The following is a 22494-nucleotide window of genomic DNA, read 5'->3' on the forward strand; positions in this document are numbered from 1 at the left end:
TCTCTTTCTTGTCATTTCCTTATTATTTTATTGAATTAATCTGCTGATTTGTGTCTCACTTCATGGCAAACTTGAAGGCTTTCGATACACAGTCTGGAGAAACCCTTCTTGGAAAAGATCTTCGTTGATGAAGCTGTTGCTGAACTTCATACCATTCAGGACATTTTGCGTTGGACAATGAGCCGCTTTAATGCTGCCAATGTTTATTATGGTCACGGTACCGATAATGCATGGGATGAGGCGTTACAATTAGTATTGCCAACGCTTTATTTACCCCTTGATATACCGGATGAACTACTGACATCGCGCCTGACTCCGACGGAGCGTCATCGTATTGTTGAGCGTGTATTGCGTCGCATCAATGAACGGATTCCAGTTGCTTATCTCACTAATCGCTCTTGGTTCTGTGGTCACGAATTTTATGTGGATGAGCGTGTGCTAATCCCTCGTTCACCCATCGGTGAATTGATCAATAATCACTTTGTTGGGTTGTTAGCGGATGAACCTCAAACTATCCTGGATATGTGTACTGGTAGTGGTTGTATCGCGATTGCTTGCGCCTATGAATTTCCTGAAGCAGAAGTCGACGCTGTTGATATTTCGACGGATGTGCTGGCGGTAACAGAGCAAAATATTGCTAATCATGGTTTAGAACATCGAGTTATACCTATCCGCTCTGATTTATTCAGAGATATGCCAGACGTGAAGTATGATTTGATTGTGACCAATCCGCCTTACGTTGATGCTGAGGATATGGATGATTTACCGGAAGAGTTTCGTGTTGAACCCGAGTTAGCTTTAGCTGCGGGCAGTGATGGTTTAAAACTGGTTCGTCGTATCTTAGCTAATGCGCCTCGTTTCCTGACTGAAGATGGTGTGCTGGTTTGCGAAGTCGGTAACAGCATGGTCCATTTGATTGAACAATATCCAGAGATCCCATTTATTTGGTTAGAGTTTGAGTATGGTGGTGATGGTGTCTTTATGCTAACTCGTGAACAATTAGTTGAGCATCATGCACACTTTCAACTTTATATTGATTAAGTGAATCCTGCACGGCATTCTAATCAATCACAACATCACAATAACAATCATTGAATATTAAGTAGGAATTTGGCATGGCAGGAAATTCAATTGGGCAACTGTTTCGCGTGACGACATTTGGTGAATCTCACGGCTTAGCCTTGGGGTGTATCATTGATGGCGTACCACCAGGACTCGCCTTGACAGAAGCGGATTTACAGGGGGATCTTGACCGTCGTCGCCCAGGAACGTCTCGTTACACGACAGCACGCCGCGAGCCTGATCAGGTTAAAATTCTGTCTGGCGTGTTTAATGGCATCACAACGGGAACCAGTATTGGCCTGTTGATTGAAAATACTGACCAGCGCTCTCAGGATTACAGTGCCATTAAGGACGTATTCAGACCGGGGCATGCAGATTATACCTATGAGCAGAAATATGGTCAGCGTGATTATCGTGGCGGTGGGCGCTCTTCTGCTCGCGAAACAGCGATGCGTGTTGCAGCAGGTGCGATTGCTAAAAAGTATTTACAAGAGAAATTTGGTATTACAATTCGCGGCTGCTTGACCCAAATGGGTAGCGTAAAATGCGAAATCAAAGATTGGTCAATTGTGGAGCAAAATCCTTTTTTCTGTCCTGACCCGAGCCAGCTGGATGCACTCGATGAGCTTCTGCGTGGATTGAAAAAAGAGGGCGATTCCATAGGTGCTAAAGTCACGGTGGTGGCTGAAAATGTGCCTGCGGGCTTAGGTGAACCTGTCTTTGACCGTCTAGATGCAGATATTGCACATGCCTTGATGAGCATCAATGCCGTTAAAGGGGTTGAAATTGGCGATGGGTTTGGGGTGATCGGCCTAAAAGGCAGTGAAAATCGTGATGAGATTACGCGAGAAGGCTTTACTTCGAATCATGCTGGGGGAATTCTTGGCGGTATCAGTAGCAGCCAGCCTATCATTGCCCATATTGCGATGAAGCCGACCTCCAGTATTACAGTGGCAGGTAAAACCTTAAATCGTGATGGTGAAGAGGTAGAAATGATCACGAAAGGCCGTCATGACCCTTGTGTCGGGATCCGTGCGGTGCCGATTGCTGAAGCGATGATGGCGATTGTTTTAATGGATCACTATTTACGTCATCGTGGCCAGTGTGCTGATGTTGTACCCGCGATGAAACCATTTAGCGAATTGTAATGGCCTATTCGTATGAGGGAGGAGATATCCTCCCTTATTTTAATGTGAAGGTTTGGATGACGCCTGCTTAAAAATACCTCATCTGGGCAGTGATACCCTGTTAGCCTTAACATACGTTATGTGTTGCGGGGTATATTACATATCTCAATCATGGCAATTCTGTAATTTGGATAAAAAATGGATTGGCTGACCGTTGTTGCACCTGAAGTTTATCTATTACTTTTTTGTGTTGCGTTGTTTGCAGGGTTTATTGATTCTATCGCGGGGGGTGGTGGCTTATTAACCATACCTGCACTATTGTCGGTTGGTATTACTCCTGTTGAAGTGCTAGCAACCAACAAGCTCCAAGCCGTTGGAGGATCTTTTTCATCGACGCTTTATTTTGTAAGGCGTAAGGCGATTAATCTGCGAGAGCAGATGTTCCCTTTTATCATGACAATCATCGGCGCCATGTTAGGTGCGATTCTCATCCAAATGATTAACACGGATTTTCTCAAACAGCTACTCCCTATTATGGTGATCTGTGTGGGTCTTTATTTCCTGTTATCACCTTCTATTGGTGCACAAGATCGTAAACAACGCATTAGTATGCCTGTTTTTGGGGTTGCTGTCGGGATGACTATCGGTTTTTATGATGGTGCATTCGGGCCTGGTACAGGATCATTTTTAGCGTTAGGTTATGTATTGTTATTAGGTTATAACCTCGCGAAGGCGACAGCTCATGCTAAGCTATTGAACTTTGCTTCAAATTTTGGCTCTTTGATATTTTTTATTATCGGAGGTCATGTTCTTTGGGTCTTAGGTTTTGTTATGCTTGTAGGGCAAATGGTGGGAGCAAGGTTAGGCGCTCGTTTGGTGTTAACTAAAGGGCAAAAGTTGATCCGACCAATGATAGTCATCATCTCCTTGTTGATGAGTATTAAATTACTTCATGATAGCCATGGCGATGCCATTAAAGCTTGGGTTGTTTCGTTATTTTAAGATGATTTGAATTTCCATGAGTAAACACCATTATCAGCAGTTGATCGATATTTTCGAACAATGCTTTTACAAAGAATATAATACTAAATTGGTGAAAGGTGACGATGAGCCAATTTATTTGCCTGCCGATGAGCAAACACCCTATCACCGTATTGTGTTCGCGCATGGCTTTTTCACGAGCGCATTACATGAAATTTCACATTGGTGCATTGCTGGTGAAGCACGGCGTCAACAGGTTGATTATGGGTATTGGTATTGCCCTGATGGCCGTGATGAAAAAACACAATGTGAATTTGAAGTTGTTGAAATTAAACCACAAGCTTTAGATTGGCTGTTTTGTGTGGCGGTAGGTATCCCTTTTAACGTCAGTTGCGATAATTTAGAAGGTGATTTCGAACCTGACCGTATTGCATTCCAGCGTAAAGTACATGCCCAAGTGATGGAATATTTAGCAAATGGTATCCCTGAAAGGCCATTACGCTTTGTGAACGCATTACAATCGTTTTACAATACGCCACCACTTTGTGCAGAAGCCTTCCCTTATCCGGAAGACATTTTTGCCTAATGATAGATTAACGACAGTAAGGATTAAGCATGCTTGCCGATTTTGAAACACGCATACTGACAAAAATTGATGATATGGTCGAACACGCGAGTGACGATGAACTCTTTGCGGGTGGCTATTTGCGTGGGCATTTAACCCTTGCTGTAGCAGAACTTGAACAAGAAAATGAAAGTAGTGCGGATGCCCTTTATCAGCGTGTTGAAGCCAGTATTCAACAGGCCATTAAAGGCGGAGAACTCACACCACCTGATCAGGTATTGGTGTTAGATATGTGGAAATCATTACTTGATGAAGTACGTTAAGCGACTTGTCATTTTTTGTTAAAGGGGAGGAAACTCCTCTTTTTTTATAGGGTTTTTTATGTTTTTTATTCGTCAGGCCGTACCTTCTGATGCCAACAAGTTACCTGAAATTGAACGCTCGGCTGCGCAACTATTTCGTGACCATCACCAATATGCTTGGATTGCCGCTGATGATGTACAGTCAGAACAAGATCACTTAACACACATTCAACAGAATATGGAATGGGTTGCTGTCAATGATGAGGACCAACCTATTGGTTTTATCAACGCTGAAAAGTTAACCGACAGCCTGCATATCAATGAGGTGTCAGTTTGCCAATCTTGGCAAGGCAAGGGAGTCGGCCGGAAGTTAATTCTTCATGTTCTGAATTATGCATTGCAGCAGCAGTTTGCATCTGTTTCATTAACCACTTTCCGCGACGTTCCATGGAATGCGCCATATTATCAGCGCTTAGGGTTTTCTTTGATTGAAACCTCAGAGCTAAATTCGGAATTGAAAGCTATCTTAGCGCAAGAAGTTGAAGCGGGCTTTAATGCTGAAGAACGTTGTGCGATGCGTATGAGCCTGAAATCAATATAACCATATTGTGAGTTTGGATACTGAATTAAAGCGTTTTTTCGCGAATGAAGTGGAATATATCTCGTGATGGGCTTAATCATCAATTTTCTGAAGTAAGACAAATAGCTGATTAAGCCGCTGTTCAATTGGCGTTGTTATCTTTAAACGTTGATGACAACGCATCGCTTAGGCGTCGTCAGTATTTTCATTGTCAGCAAAGCAGCTTATGGTTTAGATGATGGCTTGCCTACTTTGACTTCCCGACCTTTTAGTAACTTTCTGACCCAAAAGCGGTTTGGATGTAAAGCCGCGAGTGTTTCATCATCTAAAGGTAAAGGCTCATCAAAAATTTGTGCGGCGAGCAACTCAGCACATAAAGGCGCCGTCGACAGACCTCGTGAACCTAATGCCCCTAACATAAACAAACTAGGGTAGGCAGGAGCAGGGGGGATGTCAGCTTGTTGCTTAATCTGTTCAGGCAAATTTTCGTAGGCCACCATTAATTGTGCAAAGTTAGGAATATTGCCCACCAGTGGCATATGGTCACGGATAACACAGCGGATCCCTTGACGAGACTGTTTACCTGAAACATCAACCTCTTCAGGCCAGCTAACATCGGCTAAACTATTGATGAGTTTTTGGCGATTATCCTGTTGGTCAGCTTCACTGTAATCAAAATCCAACTGGTCACGTTGGTAGCTAGCACCAATACAATGTTGCAGATTATTTGGATTAACAGGGGTCAAATAGCCTTCGTAACATAAGACATTATTTAGTTGGCTAAGGGTCTGTGTCGTTGGTATGTGGCTGACTTGCCCTTTGACGGGGGTAACCGGTAATTGCTGAGTTTGTGGAAATTGATTGAGCAAGTGACCATTAGCAATAACCACGGTTTGATGCACAAATTGCTGTTGTTGACCCGCGATCTCCGCCGTTAATTGCCAACCTTCACTAGCGTTCTGTAACTGTGTAATATCATGATTAAAATAAAATTTTACGCCATTATTATTAAGATACTGCATAAGGGCATCACAGAGTTGAGCAGGAGATAACCAGCCCCCATTAGCATAATGGATCCCTGAATGATTGACGTCTAAGCCTGCCAATTCGCTTAATTGCTCGCGTGTTTTTTCGGCTGCAAATGCCTCTGGCCAATCAGTCTGGAGCATCGCGTCAATTTTTCGACGACTTCTGTCATGATAAGCCAGTTCAGAGACGCCACACCACTGCCCATCAAATTGAAGACCTAATGCCGAAAGATGATGGTAAAAGCGATGCGCATATGGAAATGCACTCACAAAGAAGCGTTCTAATGGGGTATCACGGCCATTAAGCAAAGGATAAACTGCACCTTGGCGATTACCCGATGCATTTTGGGCAACGTGTGGATCTTTGCAGTAAATAGTGACATTAGCCCCACGTTGGATTAAGGCGTATGCGCTTGCCAAACTGGCGAGCCCGCCACCAATAATAGCAATATCAGTTGGTTGTGAAGCTGGCTGTCGCGTAAACCAAGGTGTCATTTTTATGTCATGTTTGGCCGTTAAGCTACCTGTCAGCATTTCTCGTTTACGGCCGAAGCCTTTGATTTTTTTTATGGTGAAACCTGCTTGCTGTAAACCTCGTTTTACAAAACCCGCTGAGGTAAAAGTGGCAAATGTTCCTCCTTCTCGAGCAAATTTAGCCATTGCAGTGAACAGTTGTTCGCTCCACATTTGTGGATTTTTGGCAGGCGCAAATCCATCTAAAAACCAAGCATCTATCTTATTGTTTAAATTGCAATTAAGTCGAGGTAATTGTTCGTTTACATCACCAAACCATAAGTCAAGAATGATTTCCCCATTTTTTAACACAATACGTTGATTACCTGGTAAAGGTTGAGGCCATTGTTCACATAACATGTTTGATAGGGGAGCAAGCTCAGGCCAAGGGCTGTGTGCGGCTTGAAGGTCTTTTCGACTAAGAGGATATTTTTCAAAGCTAATAAAATGCAAACGCTGTAGCTTTGCTTGAGGATGATTTAACTTAAACTGTTCAAAACATTGACATAAAGTGAGAAAGTTCAACCCAGTACCAAAACCTGTTTCAGCGATAACACAGGTTTCAAAAGGATGTGTTTCAAAGCGGCTTGGAAATTGATTTCCTTGCAAAAAGACATAACGGGTTTCTGCAAGGCCATCTTGATTAGAAAAATAGACATCATCAAACTGTTCTGAAATTGGAGTGCCTTCTTCATTCCAGCTAAGGCGGGCTGCTTCTACTACCGACTTTTTCACACTCATGCCTGTTATTATGCAAATAATCGTTAAATTTTAGCGCTGAACAAGCGTTAAGGCTACCTTTGAATAAAAAGGTTATTGTACTAGAGGAAAAAAAAATACAAATATTTACCCTGATCGGACTTGTTCAGCTTACAAGTGTAAGCTAAAGTGGCAACCTGTAATCCCGTACTCACATTATTAAAAGACATGAGGTAATGAATGAAGCGTGCAGTCATCACTGGCCTGGGTATTGTTTCCAGTATTGGTAATAACCAGGAAGAAGTACTGGCTTCTCTGAAGGAAGGTCGTTCCGGGATCACTTTCTCAGAAGAATTCAAAGAGGCGGGGCTGCGTAGCCACGTCTGGGGTAATGTAAAAATGGATACTGACGGCTTGATTGACCGTAAGATCCGCCGTTTCATGAGTGATTGCTCCGTTTATGCCTACCTATCTATGGAACAGGCTATTAGTGATTCGGGCTTAACAGATGAACAGATTTCGAATTTACGCACGGGGTTAGTGGTTGGCTCAGGTGGCGGTTCTCCACGCAATCAAGTCGCTGGCTCTGACGGTATGCGTGCAAAAGGCCTTCGTGGTGTTGGCCCTTATATGGTGACTCGTGCAATGGCATCGGGTATCTCAGCTTGTCTAGCCACGCCATTTAAAATCAAAGGGGTGAACTACTCAATCAGTTCCGCTTGTTCAACATCTGCACACTGTATTGGTCATGCGGTAGAGTTGATCCAACTTGGCAAACAAGATGTTGTCTTTGCTGGTGGTGGTGAAGAACTGAGCTGGGAAATGACCTGTGAATTTGATGCCATGGGTGCGCTGTCAACGAAGTACAATGAAACGCCAAGCAAAGCATCAAGAACTTACGATGTTGATCGTGATGGTTTCGTTATCGCTGGCGGCGGCGGTATTGTGGTTGTCGAAGAGTTAGAACATGCATTAGCTCGTGGTGCTCATATCTATGCTGAAATCGTTGGTTATGGTGCGACTTCAGATGGTGCAGATATGGTTGCTCCTTCTGGTGAAGGTGCTGTGCGTTGTATGCAAATGGCGATGCAAAGTATTGAAGGCAAAGTCGATTATATCAATACTCATGGTACTTCTACGCCAGTCGGTGATACTAAAGAACTCGAAGCTATCCAAGAAGTCTTTGGCAGTGAATCACCAGCCATTTCAGCCACGAAAGCAATGACTGGGCACTCTTTAGGTGCAGCAGGGGTTCACGAAGCGATTTATAGCCTGTTGATGTTGGAACATGGTTTTATCGCACCAAGTATCAACGTAGAAACCTTGGATCCGAAAGCGGAAGGACTGAATATTGTCACTAAACCAACGGAACAAGCACTAGAGACCGTCATGTCAAACAGCTTTGGCTTTGGTGGAACGAATGCCACTTTAGTCATGAGTAAATATAAAGGCTAATTGAATCCTAGCTGACATGTATGAAATGAGAAAGCGAGAGTATAACGCTCTCGCTTTCTATTATTAGTCACTCCCGCCACCACCACAGTCTCCTCCTCCTGAATCACCGCTAGAAAAGTTGTAATCATGACTTGAAGATGAATTATCTGAAGCGGTTGTCGCTGGAAGAGATTGATGACTTGATGAGGCAACCTTTTGTTGTGAACGAAAGATATTTTTTCTGATATCAATAATTTTAGATTTATCTTCAAGGATACCAATCGTAATGGTACTCACATTTTTATTGATACGTAGAATTAAGATGCCATTACAATAGATATAGATCTTTCCATCGGCTTTCACTAATAAACGGCCATTATCATCTATCTCAGTGATGGTAGAAGGGAATTGACTACTGATTTGGTATCTATCATTTAATAGCGTTGCAAACTGATTATGACGAAGTGGTTTGGGCTGCCATTTTAATAAGGATTGCAATACGCTAACTAACATAGTGAAAATGATTCCATTCGAAATTATAGTCGACAATATAAAGTATAAATCGAGACTAACAATAGAGTCACTCTCTGATTTTTTAAGTAAGTTCTCTATTTTTATATTGTGTTACTGCTTTAGAATAAAAAAAGCCCCTATATAAAGGGGCAATGTTTAGTCAAAAAGAGCGATATTGATTGTTGAGCGAATTTAAGAGTGTTCGCGGGTTGTCGCTTGATGTTGACGTTTTTTACGAATTAATTTCACGATAGGGGGTAACACAAGGACTAATACCGCCATCACGAGCAAACATTGAGAGATTGGGCTATTCCAGAGAATATTAAATTCGCCATTACTGATTGATAAAGAACGGCGTAAGCTTTGCTCAAGCATCTCCCCGAGAACGAAACCAAGGATTAAAGGGGATAATGGAAAATTCATTTTCCGTAGGATATAGCCAAAGACACCAAGCCCCATCATCAGAAGCAGATCGAATGTTGTACTATGCACAGCATACACGCCAACCGCGGATACCGTAGCGATTGCAGGCACTAAGAACCAAAGGGGCACGGTTAACATGCGGGTGAATAAACCGATTAATGGAATATTCATAACGAGTAAGACAATATTAGCGATCAGAAGCGCTGCAATTAATCCCCATACGATATCTGGCTGCTCAGTAAACATGCCAGGGCCTGGAGTAATATTATACAGTGTCAATGCGCCCATCATGACGGCAGTAGTTCCTGAACCGGGAACACCTAAAGTGAGCATGGGAATGAATGATCCACATGCAGAAGCATTATTTGCAGCCTCAGGTGCCGCGACACCACGTACATCACCGTTACCAAACTGGCCATTTGCACCACTGATTTTTTTCTCTGTCATATAGGTGATAGCACTGGCAATGGTGGCACCAGCACCGGGGAGCACACCGACAAAGAAACCGACCAAAGAAGAACGTAAAGTTGGACCTGCACAGGCTTTAGCTTCTTTGCGGTTAAATAGCATGCGTCCTGTTTTGCGGATTAAACCTTGCCCTGTTGCAGTGCCTTCTAACATCAGCAGTATTTCGCTGACAGAGAATAGCCCAATCACCACAACAATAAATTGGATACCATCGGATAAGTTGACGCTACCAAAAGTAAAACGGTATTCGCCTGAGTTTGCATCGACGCCAACAGTAGCGAAGGCAAGACCAATTAAGGCTGCTAATAGCGATTTAATTGGGTTCTGACTCATCATGCTGCCAAGACAGGCGATGGCAAACACCATGAGGGCAAAATATTCCGCGGGGCCAAACGCGAGAGCCCACTGGGCGAGTAGAGGGGCGAATAAAATGATCCCAAAGATAGCAATGGTTGAACCAATAAATGAACTGACAGCAGAGATGGATAGCGCAACCCCACCTTTACCTTGCTTAGCCATTGGATAACCATCAAGCGTTGTCATAATGGCGGCGGCATCGCCGGGGACGTTCAGTAAAATAGAAGAGATTCGGCCACCATATTCACAGCCTAAATATACCGTCGCTAATAATATTAAAGCTGACTCTGCGGGAAGTTTTAGCGCAAAGGCCAGTGGTAATAGGATGGCAACGCCATTGATAGGACCTAGCCCCGGTAACATGCCAACAACCGTGCCAATAAAGCAACCAATAAGTGCGATTAGCAAATTTTGTGGAATTAATGCAACTTCAAAACCTTGCGAAAGATACATCCAAGTTTCCATGGCTATCTCCTTAATTAAACAGGTTGCCAATAGGCAAGGTGACATCCAGTAATTTGTCGAAGGCATAGAATAGAACGACACCTAATATTGGGCCGGAAATGATGGCGGCTATGGGTGTCGCGCCAAACAACAGCGCAATACTGATCGTCAATAAACTGGTAGATAAAGGAAAGCCTAGCCACTCAAACACCCAAGCATAAATGACCAATGACAGGATGAGTAATACTAAGCGACGTAAAACATATGGCTTTGGCCATTCAATTGCTTCTTGTTTACCAAAAAGCAAGATGAAGGCACATAAAGCCATTAATGAAAGTATGGCTATCGGGAAAGGGCGGGGGCCCAGTGGTTCATAAGAAAACTCACTTTGGATCCCCCAGCCAATATAAAGACCGATACCACACAATATTAGCCAGACGATGGCAAATATGCGTTGGCTCATCAACGGCCTCCGTTATTTCGCTAAACCGAATGAACGAGCTTGTTCACGGTATTGTTCGATCTCTTCTTTGACATAGTTGTCAAGTTCTTGGCCGACTAAGTTGTATTCAAATAAACCACGTAGCTCGCGTTGTTTTTTGAATTCATCGGTTTGTTGTAATTTTTTGAAGGCTTCAACCCATTGGTTATAATCTTCATCCGACACTTTCGGTCCCATATAGAAACCACGAATAATTGGCCATTCGATGTCATAGCCTTGTTCTTTCGCTGTTGGGATATTTTCGAGGCCATCACCCAGGCGCTTGTCGGAATAAACGGCTAACACACGCACTTTGCCATCGTTAAGGTAAGGGGCCATTTCACTCATATCACCAGACATGACCTGAATGTGATTACCGAGTAAAGCGGTTAATGTTTCACCACCACCTTCAAAAGCGACATAACGCATTTTGCGTGGGTCAACATCGATTTGTTTTGCCAGTAACGCCGTCTTCATCCAATCTTGGCTACCAATTGAGCCACCAGCGCCAAAGACAATGCTATTCGGGTCTTTCTTGAAAGCGTCCATGAGTTCTTTCAGGTTTTTGTAAGGTGAATCTTCACGGACAGCGATCATGCCATAATCACTACCAACACTGGCAAGCCAGCGTACATCGTTTTCGTTATAACGACCGAATTTCCCTTGGGCGAGGTTCAGTAGCGATCCGCCGGAGAATGCCACAATGGTTCCTGGTTCAGCAGGGCGTTGAGCAACAATCGCATTATAGGCGACAGCACCAATTCCCCCTGGCATATAGGTCACTCGCATCGGTTTTTCGATTTCTTTGGTTTCCAACATGGAAACTTGAACCAACTTACATGTTAAATCAAATCCGCCGCCCGGTTTTGCTGGTGCAATACATTCAGTGCGTTCAGGTAATGCTACCGCTTGATTAAGGCCAGCAAAGAAAAGTGCAGCAGCTAATGTGGTTAATGATATTTTTTTCATTCTTTATTTCCTCACGAAAAATCAGATAAAGAGAGACTTCATTGTTGTTTTTCTAATCATTATCATTGGCTAGTAAAGCTTTCATTTACCTTTCATTAACAAATGAAGTTGTTTTTTTGTGATGTATATCAGATTGCTTATTATTTGTTATTTTAAATTGTTAATTTAATGTTAATTTGTGTTTATGGGTATTCTTGTGAACCAGCTTGAAAATATTGCACTTAAGCATTTCATTTCTCAGGGGTTAATGCGAACGTATATTTATCATGGGATGAATTGAGAGCATGGCAAATGAGGATATTATTAGTTGAAGACCATGATGAGTTGTCATTGTGGTTGCAAAAAGCACTGAGTGCGACAGGTTTTGCGGTTGATATTGCGAGTGATGGTGCAATTGCCGACCAGCTATTACAGACGGAAAGTTATTCGCTAGTCATATTGGATGTTTCTTTGCCCAGAATCAGTGGCTTAGATGTACTCGCACAGATGAGAAAACGGGGCCAAGAGACCCCTGTGTTGTTGCTAACAGCAAACTCCGATGTCTCTGACAGAGTCAAAGGATTAAATGCGGGGGCGGATGATTATCTTACTAAACCTTTTGATTTATCTGAGCTAGAAGCACGGATCAGAGCGTTATTACGACGTAGCCAAGGGCAAGTTAATGAACCCCAACGTTTTGGTTCACTTTGTTATCATGAAGAAGGGTATTTCTTAATAGGGTTAGAACCGTTAGCGTTAACGCCAAGAGAATTTGCCGTATTGAATACCTTGTTTCATCGTCGTGGACGGCCAGTGTCAAAGACACAATTATTTGAACAGGTGTTTTCATTATCAGAGGAAGCCAATTTACAGAGTATTGAACTCTATGTACATCGTGTAAGAAAAAAACTCTCGGGAACCGATGTCAATATCAATACGCTTCGCGGATTAGGATACCGATTAGAGCAGTGTAGTGTATGAAATTAGTCTCTCATCCACGCTCTCTCTTTCATCAGTTGCTGCTCTTCTTCGGTATCCCCCTCATTGTATTAGGGGGATTTACAGTATATACCCACTACTACAGTGCAAAAAATGCAGCTAACCAAGCATACGACAGAACCTTGCTCGCATCGGCACGTACTGTTGCAGAGCGATTAAAAGTAGAAAATGGTCATTTGATTGTTGATGTCCCGTATGTTGTTTTAGACAGTTTTGAACGTAATATTAATGACCGTCTGTTTTATCAAGTGATTGAACCTAATGGGAAGACTATTTCAGGCTATGATGATTTACCTGAGATCCCACCTAATTGGATGCGTTCTCAACACTATACAGCGCTTGTCTATTTTTATGATGCCGAATATAAAGGCTTACCTATCCGAGTTGCCACGTTTTACCAACCAGTTAATGAAGGTGGGATGATGGGGATGGTGCAGATCCGTGTTGCCGAAACGGTTTCTTCACGCCATGAATTTGCTAGACAATTATTAATATCCTCGTTAATGAGTCAAGGCACCGTCGTTTTTCTCACCTTAGTATTAGCGTATTTACTACTTAGTAAGTTATTAACACCATTGAAAAATCTATCTCAATTGATGATGGGACGTTCGGCTAATGATTTAACGCCATTCCCTGATATTTTGCCATGGTCAGAGTTATCACCGCTTGTTGATGCATTAAATCGCTATATTGAAAGGCTTAAAAGAATGGTAAAGCGACAAGAGCGCTTTAGCGCGGATGCTTCACACCAATTAAAAACGCCTTTAACCGTCTTAAAAACACAGGTTTCGGTGGCGCTGAATAGTGATGATGAACAGCAGCGGCAGCAAAGCTTGCAGGCTATAAACAACACCTTAGACAGCACGATTATATTAACGGATCGCTTATTACAGTTAGCGCGTTTAAAAGCGCACGAAAAAGAAGCGATTCGTCAATATAGCGCAATTAACTTAGTTGAATTAGCCCAACAAGCCTGTTTTACTCGCTTAGGGCAAGCGGAAAGTAAAGGGATTGATCTTGGTTATGAAGGCGAAGAGCAATCATGGATTAAAGGAGAGCCGATATTATTGGCAGAAATGTGTGCGAATCTCATCGATAATGCCATTAAATATACCCCTGATAACGGTATTGTGACTGTTCGGGTGTCATTGAGTGAAGATAACAAGTACACCATATTAGAAGTGGAAGACTCAGGACCGGGTATACCAGATAAAAAAATTAACCGTTCAATGGAAGCATTTACTCGTCTTAATAATGCATTGAGTCTTGAAGGCTCAGGGTTAGGACTGGCTCTAGTGAAAGACATTGCCATTTACCATGGTACAGAATTACAACTTTTGAAAGGAAACGAGCTAGGTGGATTATTAGCCCGAGTTGTTTTTCAAACCAGTAAAGAGCTGGGCAAAAAATAATACAAATGTTATTGAGAATGTTTGTCTGATTTTTAGCGAAAATAGCCAATGCATTAGGGGGAGAGTTTCCCCCTAATCGTGAATGTTCTATTTGTTTATTTGTTTAAAATCCCACTCTTCTAATGCTTTTATTGCATGGGGAACTTTATATTTCGCGGCTAACTGTAGGTAGTCATAGGCTTTTTGCTGGTCTTCTTTACTTTTTGAACCGACTAAACCATGGTAATACAATTCTGCGAGTTTATATTTTGCTAAAGCATGATGTATGCCTTGTTCTAAATCAGTCATTGCATAATATTGGGCGGCACGAGCGTAATCTGTCTCGATACCATCTCTCTCAAAATAGAGTAAATCGCCTGCCAGATGAGCCGTGTTACTGTCATTCAACTTAGCCCCTAGGTCAAAATAATAGAGCGCCTTTTGAACATCTTTTGGAAAATTAAGGTCATCTTCATTTAGATAGAGATGGCCAAGCGCATTGTAGGCATCCGCGTTACCGTTTTTACCTGATAACTCATAATAGTAAACAACTTTCACGGGATCGAAAGGTGCTTGGGTACCTCGTGAATAAATGATGGCTAATGAATAAGCCGCGGAGGCGTCACCTGTTTCTGCTTTCTGCTGTTTGTCGATAATTTCATCTCGATAATCACCATACTGCTGTTCATTTTGTTGATGCTCATATTCAGCTTTAACGGCTTCGCGTTCGGTATCAGAGAGAGTATTAAGTAATTTTATCTCAGGGATATTTTTCCCAGCCATTAAGCCATAATAATAAACTTTTTTAGCATCACCTTTTTCAAGATAAGCATCATAAAGCTTATTGATAGCTTGATGACCACGGTATTCTAAAGAGGTTTCATACCATTTAATCGCAGTATCAAGATCTTTTTTAACACCACAGTTTCCATAAAAATAGACATCACCTAGTTTATTTATAAGTGCACTAGGGCTGTCCGTGTGGTAATAATCATTGCCTGAGAAATGACTTTTTTCTAACCATTGAGTTAAATACAACGTCGCAGCATTTTCATCAAAACGTTTGTTTTGACAATTCTCATTAGAAAAACTGGCTTGATATAAGTATTCCATTGCTGTCGGATAGCCTTTTTCATAAGCCATTTTTAGGTAACCTAATGCCTTCTCCGGATCGCGTTTATTATAATAGTCGTATAACTGTATCAGTGCTTGATTGCGTTGAGCTGCTTCATCTTCTAATAGGGCTAGGTAGCGCTGATTATCACTTGGGTGTAGTTGCTGATTATTTTTATCACTAATCCCCTGATGATAAAGCGTACTTAAATAGTCAAAAGCAGACTGTGATATTTGCGTATCGCTCGATTTTAAACCTTGATTAAGGTATTTAATCGCTGTTTGGTATTGCTCAGAATATGTTTTTATCTCGGCATTATTCAAATCAAACCAAGCTAGCTGAACTTGTGAATAGATATCACCTTTTTCGGCGCCCTGTTGGTAAAGTTGATATTTTGTCTCATAATCATCCCTCGCTAATAGCTTATCAAGGTATGGAATAGCACGTACATCACCAGCATCAACGCTTTTGCGATACCATATTTGGGCGGCTTGGCTTTGCATATTATCTTGATACCAATTAGCTATATTAAAATAGGCTTTAGTATCACCATTTAGGGCGGGGGATACGGTGGTATTAAAGAATTTAATACTGTCAGCAGCATGTTCTGAATTTGGATATTTATTTAACCAGATAATTGCGTCTTGCCAATTAGGAAGTAACAGCCACTTTTTTTCCTCATGATCATAATAACCATTCTGGAGTAGGCTTATATACTGATTAATTGCTTGCTCATGGTTTTCGTTAGCCGCTTGTTCAAAATAATAAACGGCTTTTTCAATATCGCGTTTTGTGCCAAAACCGTATAAATACGCATTAGCAAGTTCATATTTGGCTAATAGACTATCATCTATCACATTGAGATAAATATCAAAATTGTCCATTAATTTGATATCATAGTCTCCTATTTCACCTGCGGCTTGATAATATTTTCGAGCTTTGGAGCGATCGATATTAACCAGTTTGCTACCGGTTAAATATTGCTTGGCTAATTTATCAGCGTATTCTTGATTACCTAATTGAATGAGTTGCTGGTAATAACCAAGTACTTTGTTTTGGTTTTTTTCAATCAGATCGTTTTTAGTGTAAAAGTGAATGCTGTCTATTAATGCTTGCTGATGATCACGCTGTGCACTGGCAGCGAGATATTTCAGCCAAATTTGTTGATTCGGATTCTGCCCATATTGACCTTTTCTATAGGCATTAGCGAGTTTATAGAGTGCATCACTATCACCGTGATTGGCTTTTTCGAGTAATTGAGTGAAATCACGATGGTCGGTTTTAATTCTTTTAAGTTGTGATGCCATATGGCTATTAGCAGGCGTTTTGATGCTAAAGTAATAAGATATCGCTTTTTCATAATCAGGATTGATGCCATATAGGCCTTTTTGGTAAATTTCACCGAGTTTAAATAAACATGTGTTACTTCCTAAATCCGCGCACTTTTGGTACCACGTCACTAAATCTTTCTGAGTTAAGCCCGTCAGGGACATAAACTTTGTCTTGTTATAAGGCTGACTATTTTGATAGTTAATGTCATCAAGGTTATGGATAATATAGATGGTGGCATCAATACTCCCCAAGTCTGAAGCCTGTAAAAGCAGATTGAAATAGGTTTTAAGTTCACTCTCTGTTGCTGAACTGATATCTTGAATTTTGGCAAGATGATTTATTGCATATAAATAAGTGATATGCGCATCTTTTCCTACTAATGATTCAACAAGTGCTGTTGCTTCGGCATTGTGCTCATTCAATGCAAAGGCGATAACCAATTCTTGGGCTTTTGGATGATGCATACCGTAATTAAATAAGAGGGCATATGCATCGTGAAGCTCTTTTTCATTCAGTGAACGATCATATTTGTGGTATTCGAAAGCATTAATAACCTGTTTTAAGGCTGCCTCTTCTTGTCCAGTTTGGTATTTTAATAATGCGTTTGCATAATGGAGCGCGGCTTTGCCTGAGTATTTACTGGTCACTTCATAAAGTTGAAAAGCTAGCGCGTGATTTTTTTGTGGATCCTGTTGAAGTAAGTAGTCGGCGTAATAGTAGCCTAATTTTGATAAATAGGGTGGATTGGCATCCTCTTTCAAAAGTGAAAGGATAAACTGTTCATCTAGGCCATTAACGGGTTGTTCATCATAATAAAGTTGTACTAATTTAATGCTCGCTATATTTTTTTCTGGCTTAAGAGTTAAGCTTTGTTTAAAGAGAGCAACCGCCTTGGTGAGATCTTTTTGGGTACCAATCGCATTGGCATATTTATCAGCTAATTGATTGATAATATCGGGTTCAGATGAGTAATCTCGAGCTTTTGCATTGAGTTCAAAAGATATTTTAGGATCATAAAGGTCAGTGCGTTTATTACCGTACACGCCACTTGCGGTGATGAGCATTTCCGCTGAGCTTGGAAACTGATTGAGCCCTTCAAGCGTATATTTTGTGACAATGGCATTCAGTTCTTTATTCGGAAAATGGTAGTGATTAAGCGAGTGATTAATTAAATCAAGGATTGCATCTAAATTTCCCAAATCAGCGGATATGGCGAGATATTTATCAGCGAGTTCTCGATTAGTTTTAAAATGAATATCGTGAATATGACCAGAATATATCTGGTAGAGCTGAAAGACGGCATCTGGATAGTTTGCATTAGCGGCATCAATAAGGTATTGCGGTTCTGACTTTGTCATTACATAGTGTAGGTAGAGGGCTTTTGGCGATTTTTTCTCGATTAAAGGTTGTAAATACTCGATAGCTTTAAGAAGATCTTTATGAAAACCATCGCCAGAGTAGAACCTTTCAAACAGCGTATAATAGGCACTGTCATCACCTTCAGCCGCGCGCTGTTCAAGTTGCTGGCGTTGCCTATTTTGCTCTTTAGGAGTGAGATAACCCTGTACAGAGAGGGGAGCGGCTTCTAAATATGATTGATTAAAATCGAAGTATTGCATAGCATCTTGGATACTTTGTTCATATTTATCAGCAAGCTGTATATTTTTTTCTATGCCATAACCCCCCTCACGATAAATGTGTGAGAGCAATAGCGCGGCGATAGCGAAGTTATCCTTTATCAAAGGCTCCAATAGACTAACGGCTTTTTGATAATCCTTATCATATTGGTAAGCGATACCCGCACTACCATATTTGGCGAGCCGTGAGCCTTGTTGACTTGCTCGCGTAAAATAATATCGAGCAAGTTCATAATCTTTTTTAATCTGTGTATGTTGGTTATCGAGGTAAATTATCCCTAATAGTTCTTGAGCATTTAATACCCCAAGGTCAGCGGCTTTATTTAATGATGTCAGTCCATATAAATCATTCGGGGTGTCAGCTATTTGTTTGTAATAACGAAAATAGCCTAAATTGTACAAGGCACTAGGATTATTTTGATCAGCAGATTTGATTAGCCATTCTATCGCCAGTGGTTTATTTTGGGCTGTACCAATACCATTCCAGTACATCATTGCAAGACTAAACGCAGACTGTGGGTCACTGTGTGCCCGCTGATTAAAATATTTAAATGCTGAGGCAAAATTCCCATCATAATATAATTGGTAACCCATCTGAGCGGAATGAGTTGCCTTTTTTTGAATTAAATGCAGCCCTGAAATAACAAAAATAGCGATGAATACAATCAACACAATTTTAACGCGTTTAGTCATTATTATTCCTATTGTGACTGATCTTTATTCACGAACAGAAAAATTCTATTTAAATATCAGCCTGTCATATTTGGTTTAATGAATTTAGGTCTAACTAAAAAAAGAACGGTATATTAAGTGAAATTTTCATTCAAGGATAAACCATTGATGCTGATTTATTATGGACAAATATCATAAAATGATAAAAGAAAGGACAAAGGAAGTGAGTGGCTAAGAATATGTTGATTGAAAAACATAGCCCCACAAGTGTGGGGCATATGAATTACGACATTGCATTGCTTGAGGTTTAATTTTACTGCTAGGTATCGTTTAAGCAATCTTTTTCCTGCTCAATTTTTTTCTTGCTTTTGAAAAGCTGTGTCAGCGGTGTACGTAGCTGTTGGGCAAGCATGACACCCAATAACACAATTCCACCGCCAATCAGATGGTAGCTCTTCAGTTCTTCACCGAGGGCAAAGATGGCAATAATAGCTGTAAATACAGGGGCTAAGTTCATAAAAATTGAGGTTGTATTTGCCCCTAAACGCATCACACCTTGGATCCATAATGCTGGTGCAAGAATAGAAGCGGCAATCCCTGCAAAAGCAACTAGGCCGATATTATGACGATTCAAAGTCACGTCGTCGGCTAATAAAAAGTTTGGTATCAACAAAATAACACCAAAGAAAACCTGAACGTAAAGTGAATCCCAGCTCGATAATTGAATCGCCCAACGTTTAGTCAATACGCCATAGAGTGCATAGGCAGCGGAGGCGATGAGCATTAATAATTCACCAGTGCCTAAACCTTGAGAAAAGAGAGCGGCTGGATTGCCTTGGCTGACTAACCAAGTAAGGCCAGCGAGTGATAATAAAGTACCGATAAAAATCCCAACCGTTGGAATAACACGGAGTACAAAAATACTAATTACCACGGTAAGTAATGGGATCAGGGAATTCATAATCCCCATAAAGGTCGCACTGACAGTATGAGCCGCATAATACGCTAAGCTTTGATAGAGCATCATACCAAGGGCGCCTAAAATCGCTAATTGCCACCAATGCTTTTTCACGGTTTTCCAGTTTCGTAGCACTGAACGTAAGACAAAGGGGGTCATGACAAGCAGCGCCAACGCCCAACGGTAAAAGGATATTGCGGCAGGATCGATAGCAGTTGCCGCGGCTTTATTCACTATCGCATTCATTGACCAAAGTAAAACCGCAATCAGCGGAAATAATAAATTTTTCATTAACAGCTTCTCCCTAATGAGTGGTGCTAGTATACCTTTGTCAGATTTTTTATATATACTGATAACCAGACATTCGATAACGGTTTTCAGACAACATCTATGCAACAAATGCAAAAATCACCAACAAGGCTTATTAGTGAGTGCAATATTATTGAACCTTCCTTTATTGCCTTACGCCATGAACAAATAGATACGCAGAGTGAATATAAATCTCACGCTCATCCGTTTGGTCAATTGTTATATGTGGTATGTGGGATCATGGAAATGGAGATTGAAGGAAAACACTATCTTGCCCCACCCGAATTTTGTGTGTGGATCCCTGCTAATACGCAACACGCAAGTTTTAATAAACAGAGTGTGAAATTTCGCATTATCGATTTTGCACAACGTTTCAGTGAGAAACTGTCATCGCGTGCTTGTGTTATCAAGTTAAGCCCCATTTTTCAAACGATTATGAGTGACCTTTATCAGAGAGGCGTGGTTGAACCTCAAACGGATGAAGATATTCGTTTAGCAAGTGTATTAATTGATCAGTTTTCGATTTCGCCATGCCAAGAAACGTATCTTCCTATCACAAAAGATAAATTTTTATCTCCAATCTTAGATGCTTTACAAAAAGATCCGGCAGATAACTCAACATTGGCGGATTGGGCTAAACGCAGTTATACCTCAGAACGCACATTATCACGTCGATGTCAGCAAGAGTTGGGGATGTCATTTAGTGAATGGCGGCAGCGGTTACGCTATTTACATGCGGTATCTGCACTAGAGCAAGGTAAAAGCGTGCATGAAGTCGCACTGGATGTTGGCTACAGCTCGGCTTCGGCATTTATTGCGATGTTTCAACAAATATCAGGAGTGACACCAGACCGTTTTCGAGCCAAAGATGAATGAAACACAAGTAATCGTTCATAGGCAATAGACTCGGAACGTGGCAAAATACGCGGTCATAAAATGAAACAACCATAAAATAATTTGTTCGTTGAGAATGGTACGAATAAAGATATTGGGGCTAATTAAGTGAAAATTTTGGTTGATGAGAACATGCCATATGCTCAGCAGTTGTTTAGTAAGCTGGGTGAGGTTAAAGCTGTACCGGGTCGTCCAGTACCTGAAGCGGAATTGCTGGACGCGGATGCATTAATGGTTCGTTCGATTACAAAAGTGAATCGTGAGTTATTGAATGAAACGCCAGTAAAATTTGTTGGTACTGCCACGGCCGGTTTCGACCATGTCGACACGGCATGGCTTAATGAAGCCAATATCGCATTTTCGTCAGCACCGGGCTGTAATGCGATTGCGGTTGTGGAATATGTTTTTTCGGCACTGCTGATGTTAGCTGAGCGTGATCATTTTGATTTACGTGACAAAACGGTAGGAATTATTGGGGTCGGAAATGTTGGAGGTCGCCTAGCTCAGCGATTATCGGCTTGGGGGGGCAAAACACTATTGTGTGATCCTCCCCGCGCGAGAAGTGGAGACACAGGAGACTTTTTACCTTTAGAAACCGTGTTGAATGAAGCAGATGTACTGACATTCCACACACCGCTGAATATGGATGGCGCCGATAAGACATACCATTTAATGGAGGCTCAGCGTTTATCTCATTTACGTGACGGCACCATTTTAATTAATGCTAGCCGTGGTGAAGTAGTTGATAATCAAGCCTTATTAGCTTTGTTAAAGCAAGGCAAAAAAATAAGTGTCGTGTTAGATGTATGGGAGCCTGAACCTAATCTGGATACAGAATTATTGCAGTGGGTTGACATCGGCACACCGCATATTGCCGGCTATACTCTTGAAGGTAAAGCCCGCGGTACCACGCAAGTCTATGAAGCTTATTGCCAATTTTTAGGGCAGCCGGATAGTATTGCACTGGCGTCGCTACTACCTATTCCTGAAATGAGTGCTATCACTTTTCAGGGTAAATTAACGCAAAGCCAACTCAAAAGGTTGGTGCATCTGGTGTATGATGTGCGTCGTGATGACGCAGCATTACGTGAAGTCGCCGCAATACCTGGTGAATTTGACAAGCTACGAAAACACTACCAAGAACGTCGTGAATGGTCATCTTTGGCAGTCAGTTGTGATGATCCACAAACGGTATCTCAATTAACCGCACTGGGTTTTAATGCACATTTGATTAAGTGATCTTCTTAAATATTACGAGAAAGG

General features: G+C 41.5%; 18 protein-coding genes. 11 read left to right on the plus strand and 7 right to left on the minus strand.

Annotated features, from left to right (window positions below; genetic code table 11):
- Positions 1–108: 108 nt before the first annotated feature.
- The 6 genes from prmB (at position 109) to G3341_RS07900 (ending at position 4638) form a co-directional block, all read left to right on the plus strand.
- A complete protein-coding gene (gene prmB / locus G3341_RS07875; RefSeq protein ID WP_154624006.1) occupies positions 109–1041 on the plus strand; it encodes a 50S ribosomal protein L3 N(5)-glutamine methyltransferase in 933 nt (310 codons plus the stop codon).
- A 74-nt stretch (positions 1042–1115) separates the two neighbouring features.
- The gene (gene aroC, locus G3341_RS07880) at positions 1116–2210 is read left to right on the plus strand and encodes a chorismate synthase (protein ID WP_154624007.1); all 1095 of its coding nucleotides are present in this window, start codon (positions 1116–1118) and stop codon (positions 2208–2210) included.
- Between the two features lie 177 nt (positions 2211–2387).
- Positions 2388–3191: a TSUP family transporter gene (locus G3341_RS07885; protein ID WP_163861094.1), complete on the plus strand. Its 804-nt coding sequence runs from the start codon at positions 2388–2390 to the stop codon at positions 3189–3191.
- 16 nt (positions 3192–3207) lie between these two features.
- The gene (locus tag G3341_RS07890) at positions 3208–3756 is read left to right on the plus strand and encodes an elongation factor P hydroxylase (protein WP_154624009.1); all 549 of its coding nucleotides are present in this window, start codon (positions 3208–3210) and stop codon (positions 3754–3756) included.
- A gap of 29 nt (positions 3757–3785) precedes the next feature.
- The gene (locus G3341_RS07895; RefSeq protein WP_154624010.1) at positions 3786–4058 is read left to right on the plus strand and encodes a YfcL family protein; all 273 of its coding nucleotides are present in this window, start codon (positions 3786–3788) and stop codon (positions 4056–4058) included.
- 58 nt (positions 4059–4116) lie between these two features.
- Positions 4117–4638 (plus strand): GNAT family N-acetyltransferase, encoded by a 522-nt coding sequence (locus G3341_RS07900; RefSeq protein ID WP_154624011.1) that lies wholly within the window; start codon positions 4117–4119, stop codon positions 4636–4638.
- A 203-nt stretch (positions 4639–4841) separates the two neighbouring features.
- On the opposite strand, the gene mnmC is transcribed toward G3341_RS07900, so the two are convergent.
- On the minus strand, positions 4842–6893 hold the full coding sequence (gene mnmC / locus G3341_RS07905) for a bifunctional tRNA (5-methylaminomethyl-2-thiouridine)(34)-methyltransferase MnmD/FAD-dependent 5-carboxymethylaminomethyl-2-thiouridine(34) oxidoreductase MnmC (RefSeq protein ID WP_208852763.1): 2052 nt from the start codon (positions 6891–6893) through the stop codon (positions 4842–4844).
- A gap of 204 nt (positions 6894–7097) precedes the next feature.
- On the opposite strand from mnmC, the gene fabB reads away from it, so the two are divergent.
- Complete coding sequence (gene fabB, locus G3341_RS07910) at positions 7098–8312, plus strand: beta-ketoacyl-ACP synthase I (RefSeq protein ID WP_163861098.1); 1215 nt, start codon at positions 7098–7100, stop codon at positions 8310–8312.
- A gap of 63 nt (positions 8313–8375) precedes the next feature.
- On the opposite strand, the gene G3341_RS07915 is transcribed toward fabB, so the two are convergent.
- The 4 genes from G3341_RS07915 to G3341_RS07930 all read right to left on the minus strand — a co-directional run bounded on the left by G3341_RS07915 (position 8376) and on the right by G3341_RS07930 (position 11946).
- Entirely contained in the window at positions 8376–8804 is a 429-nt protein-coding gene (locus G3341_RS07915; RefSeq protein WP_154624014.1) for a hypothetical protein, read from the minus strand.
- Between the two features lie 192 nt (positions 8805–8996).
- The gene (locus tag G3341_RS07920) at positions 8997–10517 is read right to left on the minus strand and encodes a tripartite tricarboxylate transporter permease (protein ID WP_154624015.1); all 1521 of its coding nucleotides are present in this window, start codon (positions 10515–10517) and stop codon (positions 8997–8999) included.
- 10 nt (positions 10518–10527) lie between these two features.
- The gene (locus G3341_RS07925) at positions 10528–10959 is read right to left on the minus strand and encodes a tripartite tricarboxylate transporter TctB family protein (protein WP_163861100.1); all 432 of its coding nucleotides are present in this window, start codon (positions 10957–10959) and stop codon (positions 10528–10530) included.
- A 12-nt stretch (positions 10960–10971) separates the two neighbouring features.
- A complete protein-coding gene (locus G3341_RS07930; RefSeq protein ID WP_163861102.1) occupies positions 10972–11946 on the minus strand; it encodes a Bug family tripartite tricarboxylate transporter substrate binding protein in 975 nt (324 codons plus the stop codon).
- A 291-nt stretch (positions 11947–12237) separates the two neighbouring features.
- On the opposite strand from G3341_RS07930, the gene tctD reads away from it, so the two are divergent.
- Both tctD and G3341_RS07940 read left to right on the plus strand, forming a co-directional pair.
- Positions 12238–12906 (plus strand): transcriptional regulator TctD, encoded by a 669-nt coding sequence (gene tctD, locus G3341_RS07935; RefSeq protein WP_154624017.1) that lies wholly within the window; start codon positions 12238–12240, stop codon positions 12904–12906.
- Positions 12903–14336: a sensor histidine kinase gene (locus G3341_RS07940; protein WP_163861103.1), complete on the plus strand. Its 1434-nt coding sequence runs from the start codon at positions 12903–12905 to the stop codon at positions 14334–14336. Before tctD ends, G3341_RS07940 begins: the two co-directional genes overlap by 4 nt.
- Before the next feature lie 87 nt (positions 14337–14423).
- Here G3341_RS07940 and G3341_RS07945 read toward each other — a convergent pair whose 3' ends face one another.
- Entirely contained in the window at positions 14424–19091 is a 4668-nt protein-coding gene (locus tag G3341_RS07945; RefSeq protein ID WP_163861105.1) for a tetratricopeptide repeat protein, read from the minus strand.
- Between the two features lie 298 nt (positions 19092–19389).
- Positions 19390–20319: a DMT family transporter gene (locus tag G3341_RS07950; protein WP_154624020.1), complete on the minus strand. Its 930-nt coding sequence runs from the start codon at positions 20317–20319 to the stop codon at positions 19390–19392.
- Positions 20320–20418: 99 nt separating this feature from the next.
- Here G3341_RS07950 and G3341_RS07955 point away from each other — a divergent pair, with 99 nt between their 5' ends.
- Positions 20419–21213 (plus strand): AraC family transcriptional regulator, encoded by a 795-nt coding sequence (locus G3341_RS07955; protein ID WP_154624021.1) that lies wholly within the window; start codon positions 20419–20421, stop codon positions 21211–21213.
- A gap of 126 nt (positions 21214–21339) precedes the next feature.
- The gene (pdxB, locus tag G3341_RS07960; RefSeq protein ID WP_163861108.1) at positions 21340–22470 is read left to right on the plus strand and encodes a 4-phosphoerythronate dehydrogenase PdxB; all 1131 of its coding nucleotides are present in this window, start codon (positions 21340–21342) and stop codon (positions 22468–22470) included.
- Positions 22471–22494 lie beyond the last annotated feature (24 nt).

Source organism: Providencia vermicola, assembly GCF_010748935.1.
Taxonomy (GTDB): domain Bacteria; phylum Pseudomonadota; class Gammaproteobacteria; order Enterobacterales; family Enterobacteriaceae; genus Providencia; species Providencia zhejiangensis.

Bases quoted from the DNA above. Each gene is read 5' to 3' on its own strand.
- aroC (WP_154624007.1), top strand. From the start codon at position 1,116: ATGGCAGGAAATTCAATTGGGCAACTGTTTCGCGTGACGACATTTGGT.
- G3341_RS07885 (WP_163861094.1), top strand. From the start codon at position 2,388: ATGGATTGGCTGACCGTTGTTGCACCTGAAGTTTATCTATTACTTTTT.
- G3341_RS07890 (WP_154624009.1), top strand. From the start codon at position 3,208: ATGAGTAAACACCATTATCAGCAGTTGATCGATATTTTCGAACAATGC.
- G3341_RS07895 (WP_154624010.1), top strand. From the start codon at position 3,786: ATGCTTGCCGATTTTGAAACACGCATACTGACAAAAATTGATGATATG.
- G3341_RS07900 (WP_154624011.1), top strand. From the start codon at position 4,117: ATGTTTTTTATTCGTCAGGCCGTACCTTCTGATGCCAACAAGTTACCT.
- fabB (WP_163861098.1), top strand. From the start codon at position 7,098: ATGAAGCGTGCAGTCATCACTGGCCTGGGTATTGTTTCCAGTATTGGT.
- G3341_RS07915 (WP_154624014.1), bottom strand. From the start codon at position 8,804: ATGTTAGTTAGCGTATTGCAATCCTTATTAAAATGGCAGCCCAAACCA.
- G3341_RS07920 (WP_154624015.1), bottom strand. From the start codon at position 10,517: ATGGAAACTTGGATGTATCTTTCGCAAGGTTTTGAAGTTGCATTAATT.
- G3341_RS07925 (WP_163861100.1), bottom strand. From the start codon at position 10,959: ATGAGCCAACGCATATTTGCCATCGTCTGGCTAATATTGTGTGGTATC.
- G3341_RS07930 (WP_163861102.1), bottom strand. From the start codon at position 11,946: ATGAAAAAAATATCATTAACCACATTAGCTGCTGCACTTTTCTTTGCT.
- tctD (WP_154624017.1), top strand. From the start codon at position 12,238: ATGAGGATATTATTAGTTGAAGACCATGATGAGTTGTCATTGTGGTTG.
- G3341_RS07940 (WP_163861103.1), top strand. From the start codon at position 12,903: ATGAAATTAGTCTCTCATCCACGCTCTCTCTTTCATCAGTTGCTGCTC.
- G3341_RS07945 (WP_163861105.1), bottom strand. From the start codon at position 19,091: ATGACTAAACGCGTTAAAATTGTGTTGATTGTATTCATCGCTATTTTT.
- G3341_RS07950 (WP_154624020.1), bottom strand. From the start codon at position 20,319: ATGAAAAATTTATTATTTCCGCTGATTGCGGTTTTACTTTGGTCAATG.
- G3341_RS07955 (WP_154624021.1), top strand. From the start codon at position 20,419: ATGCAACAAATGCAAAAATCACCAACAAGGCTTATTAGTGAGTGCAAT.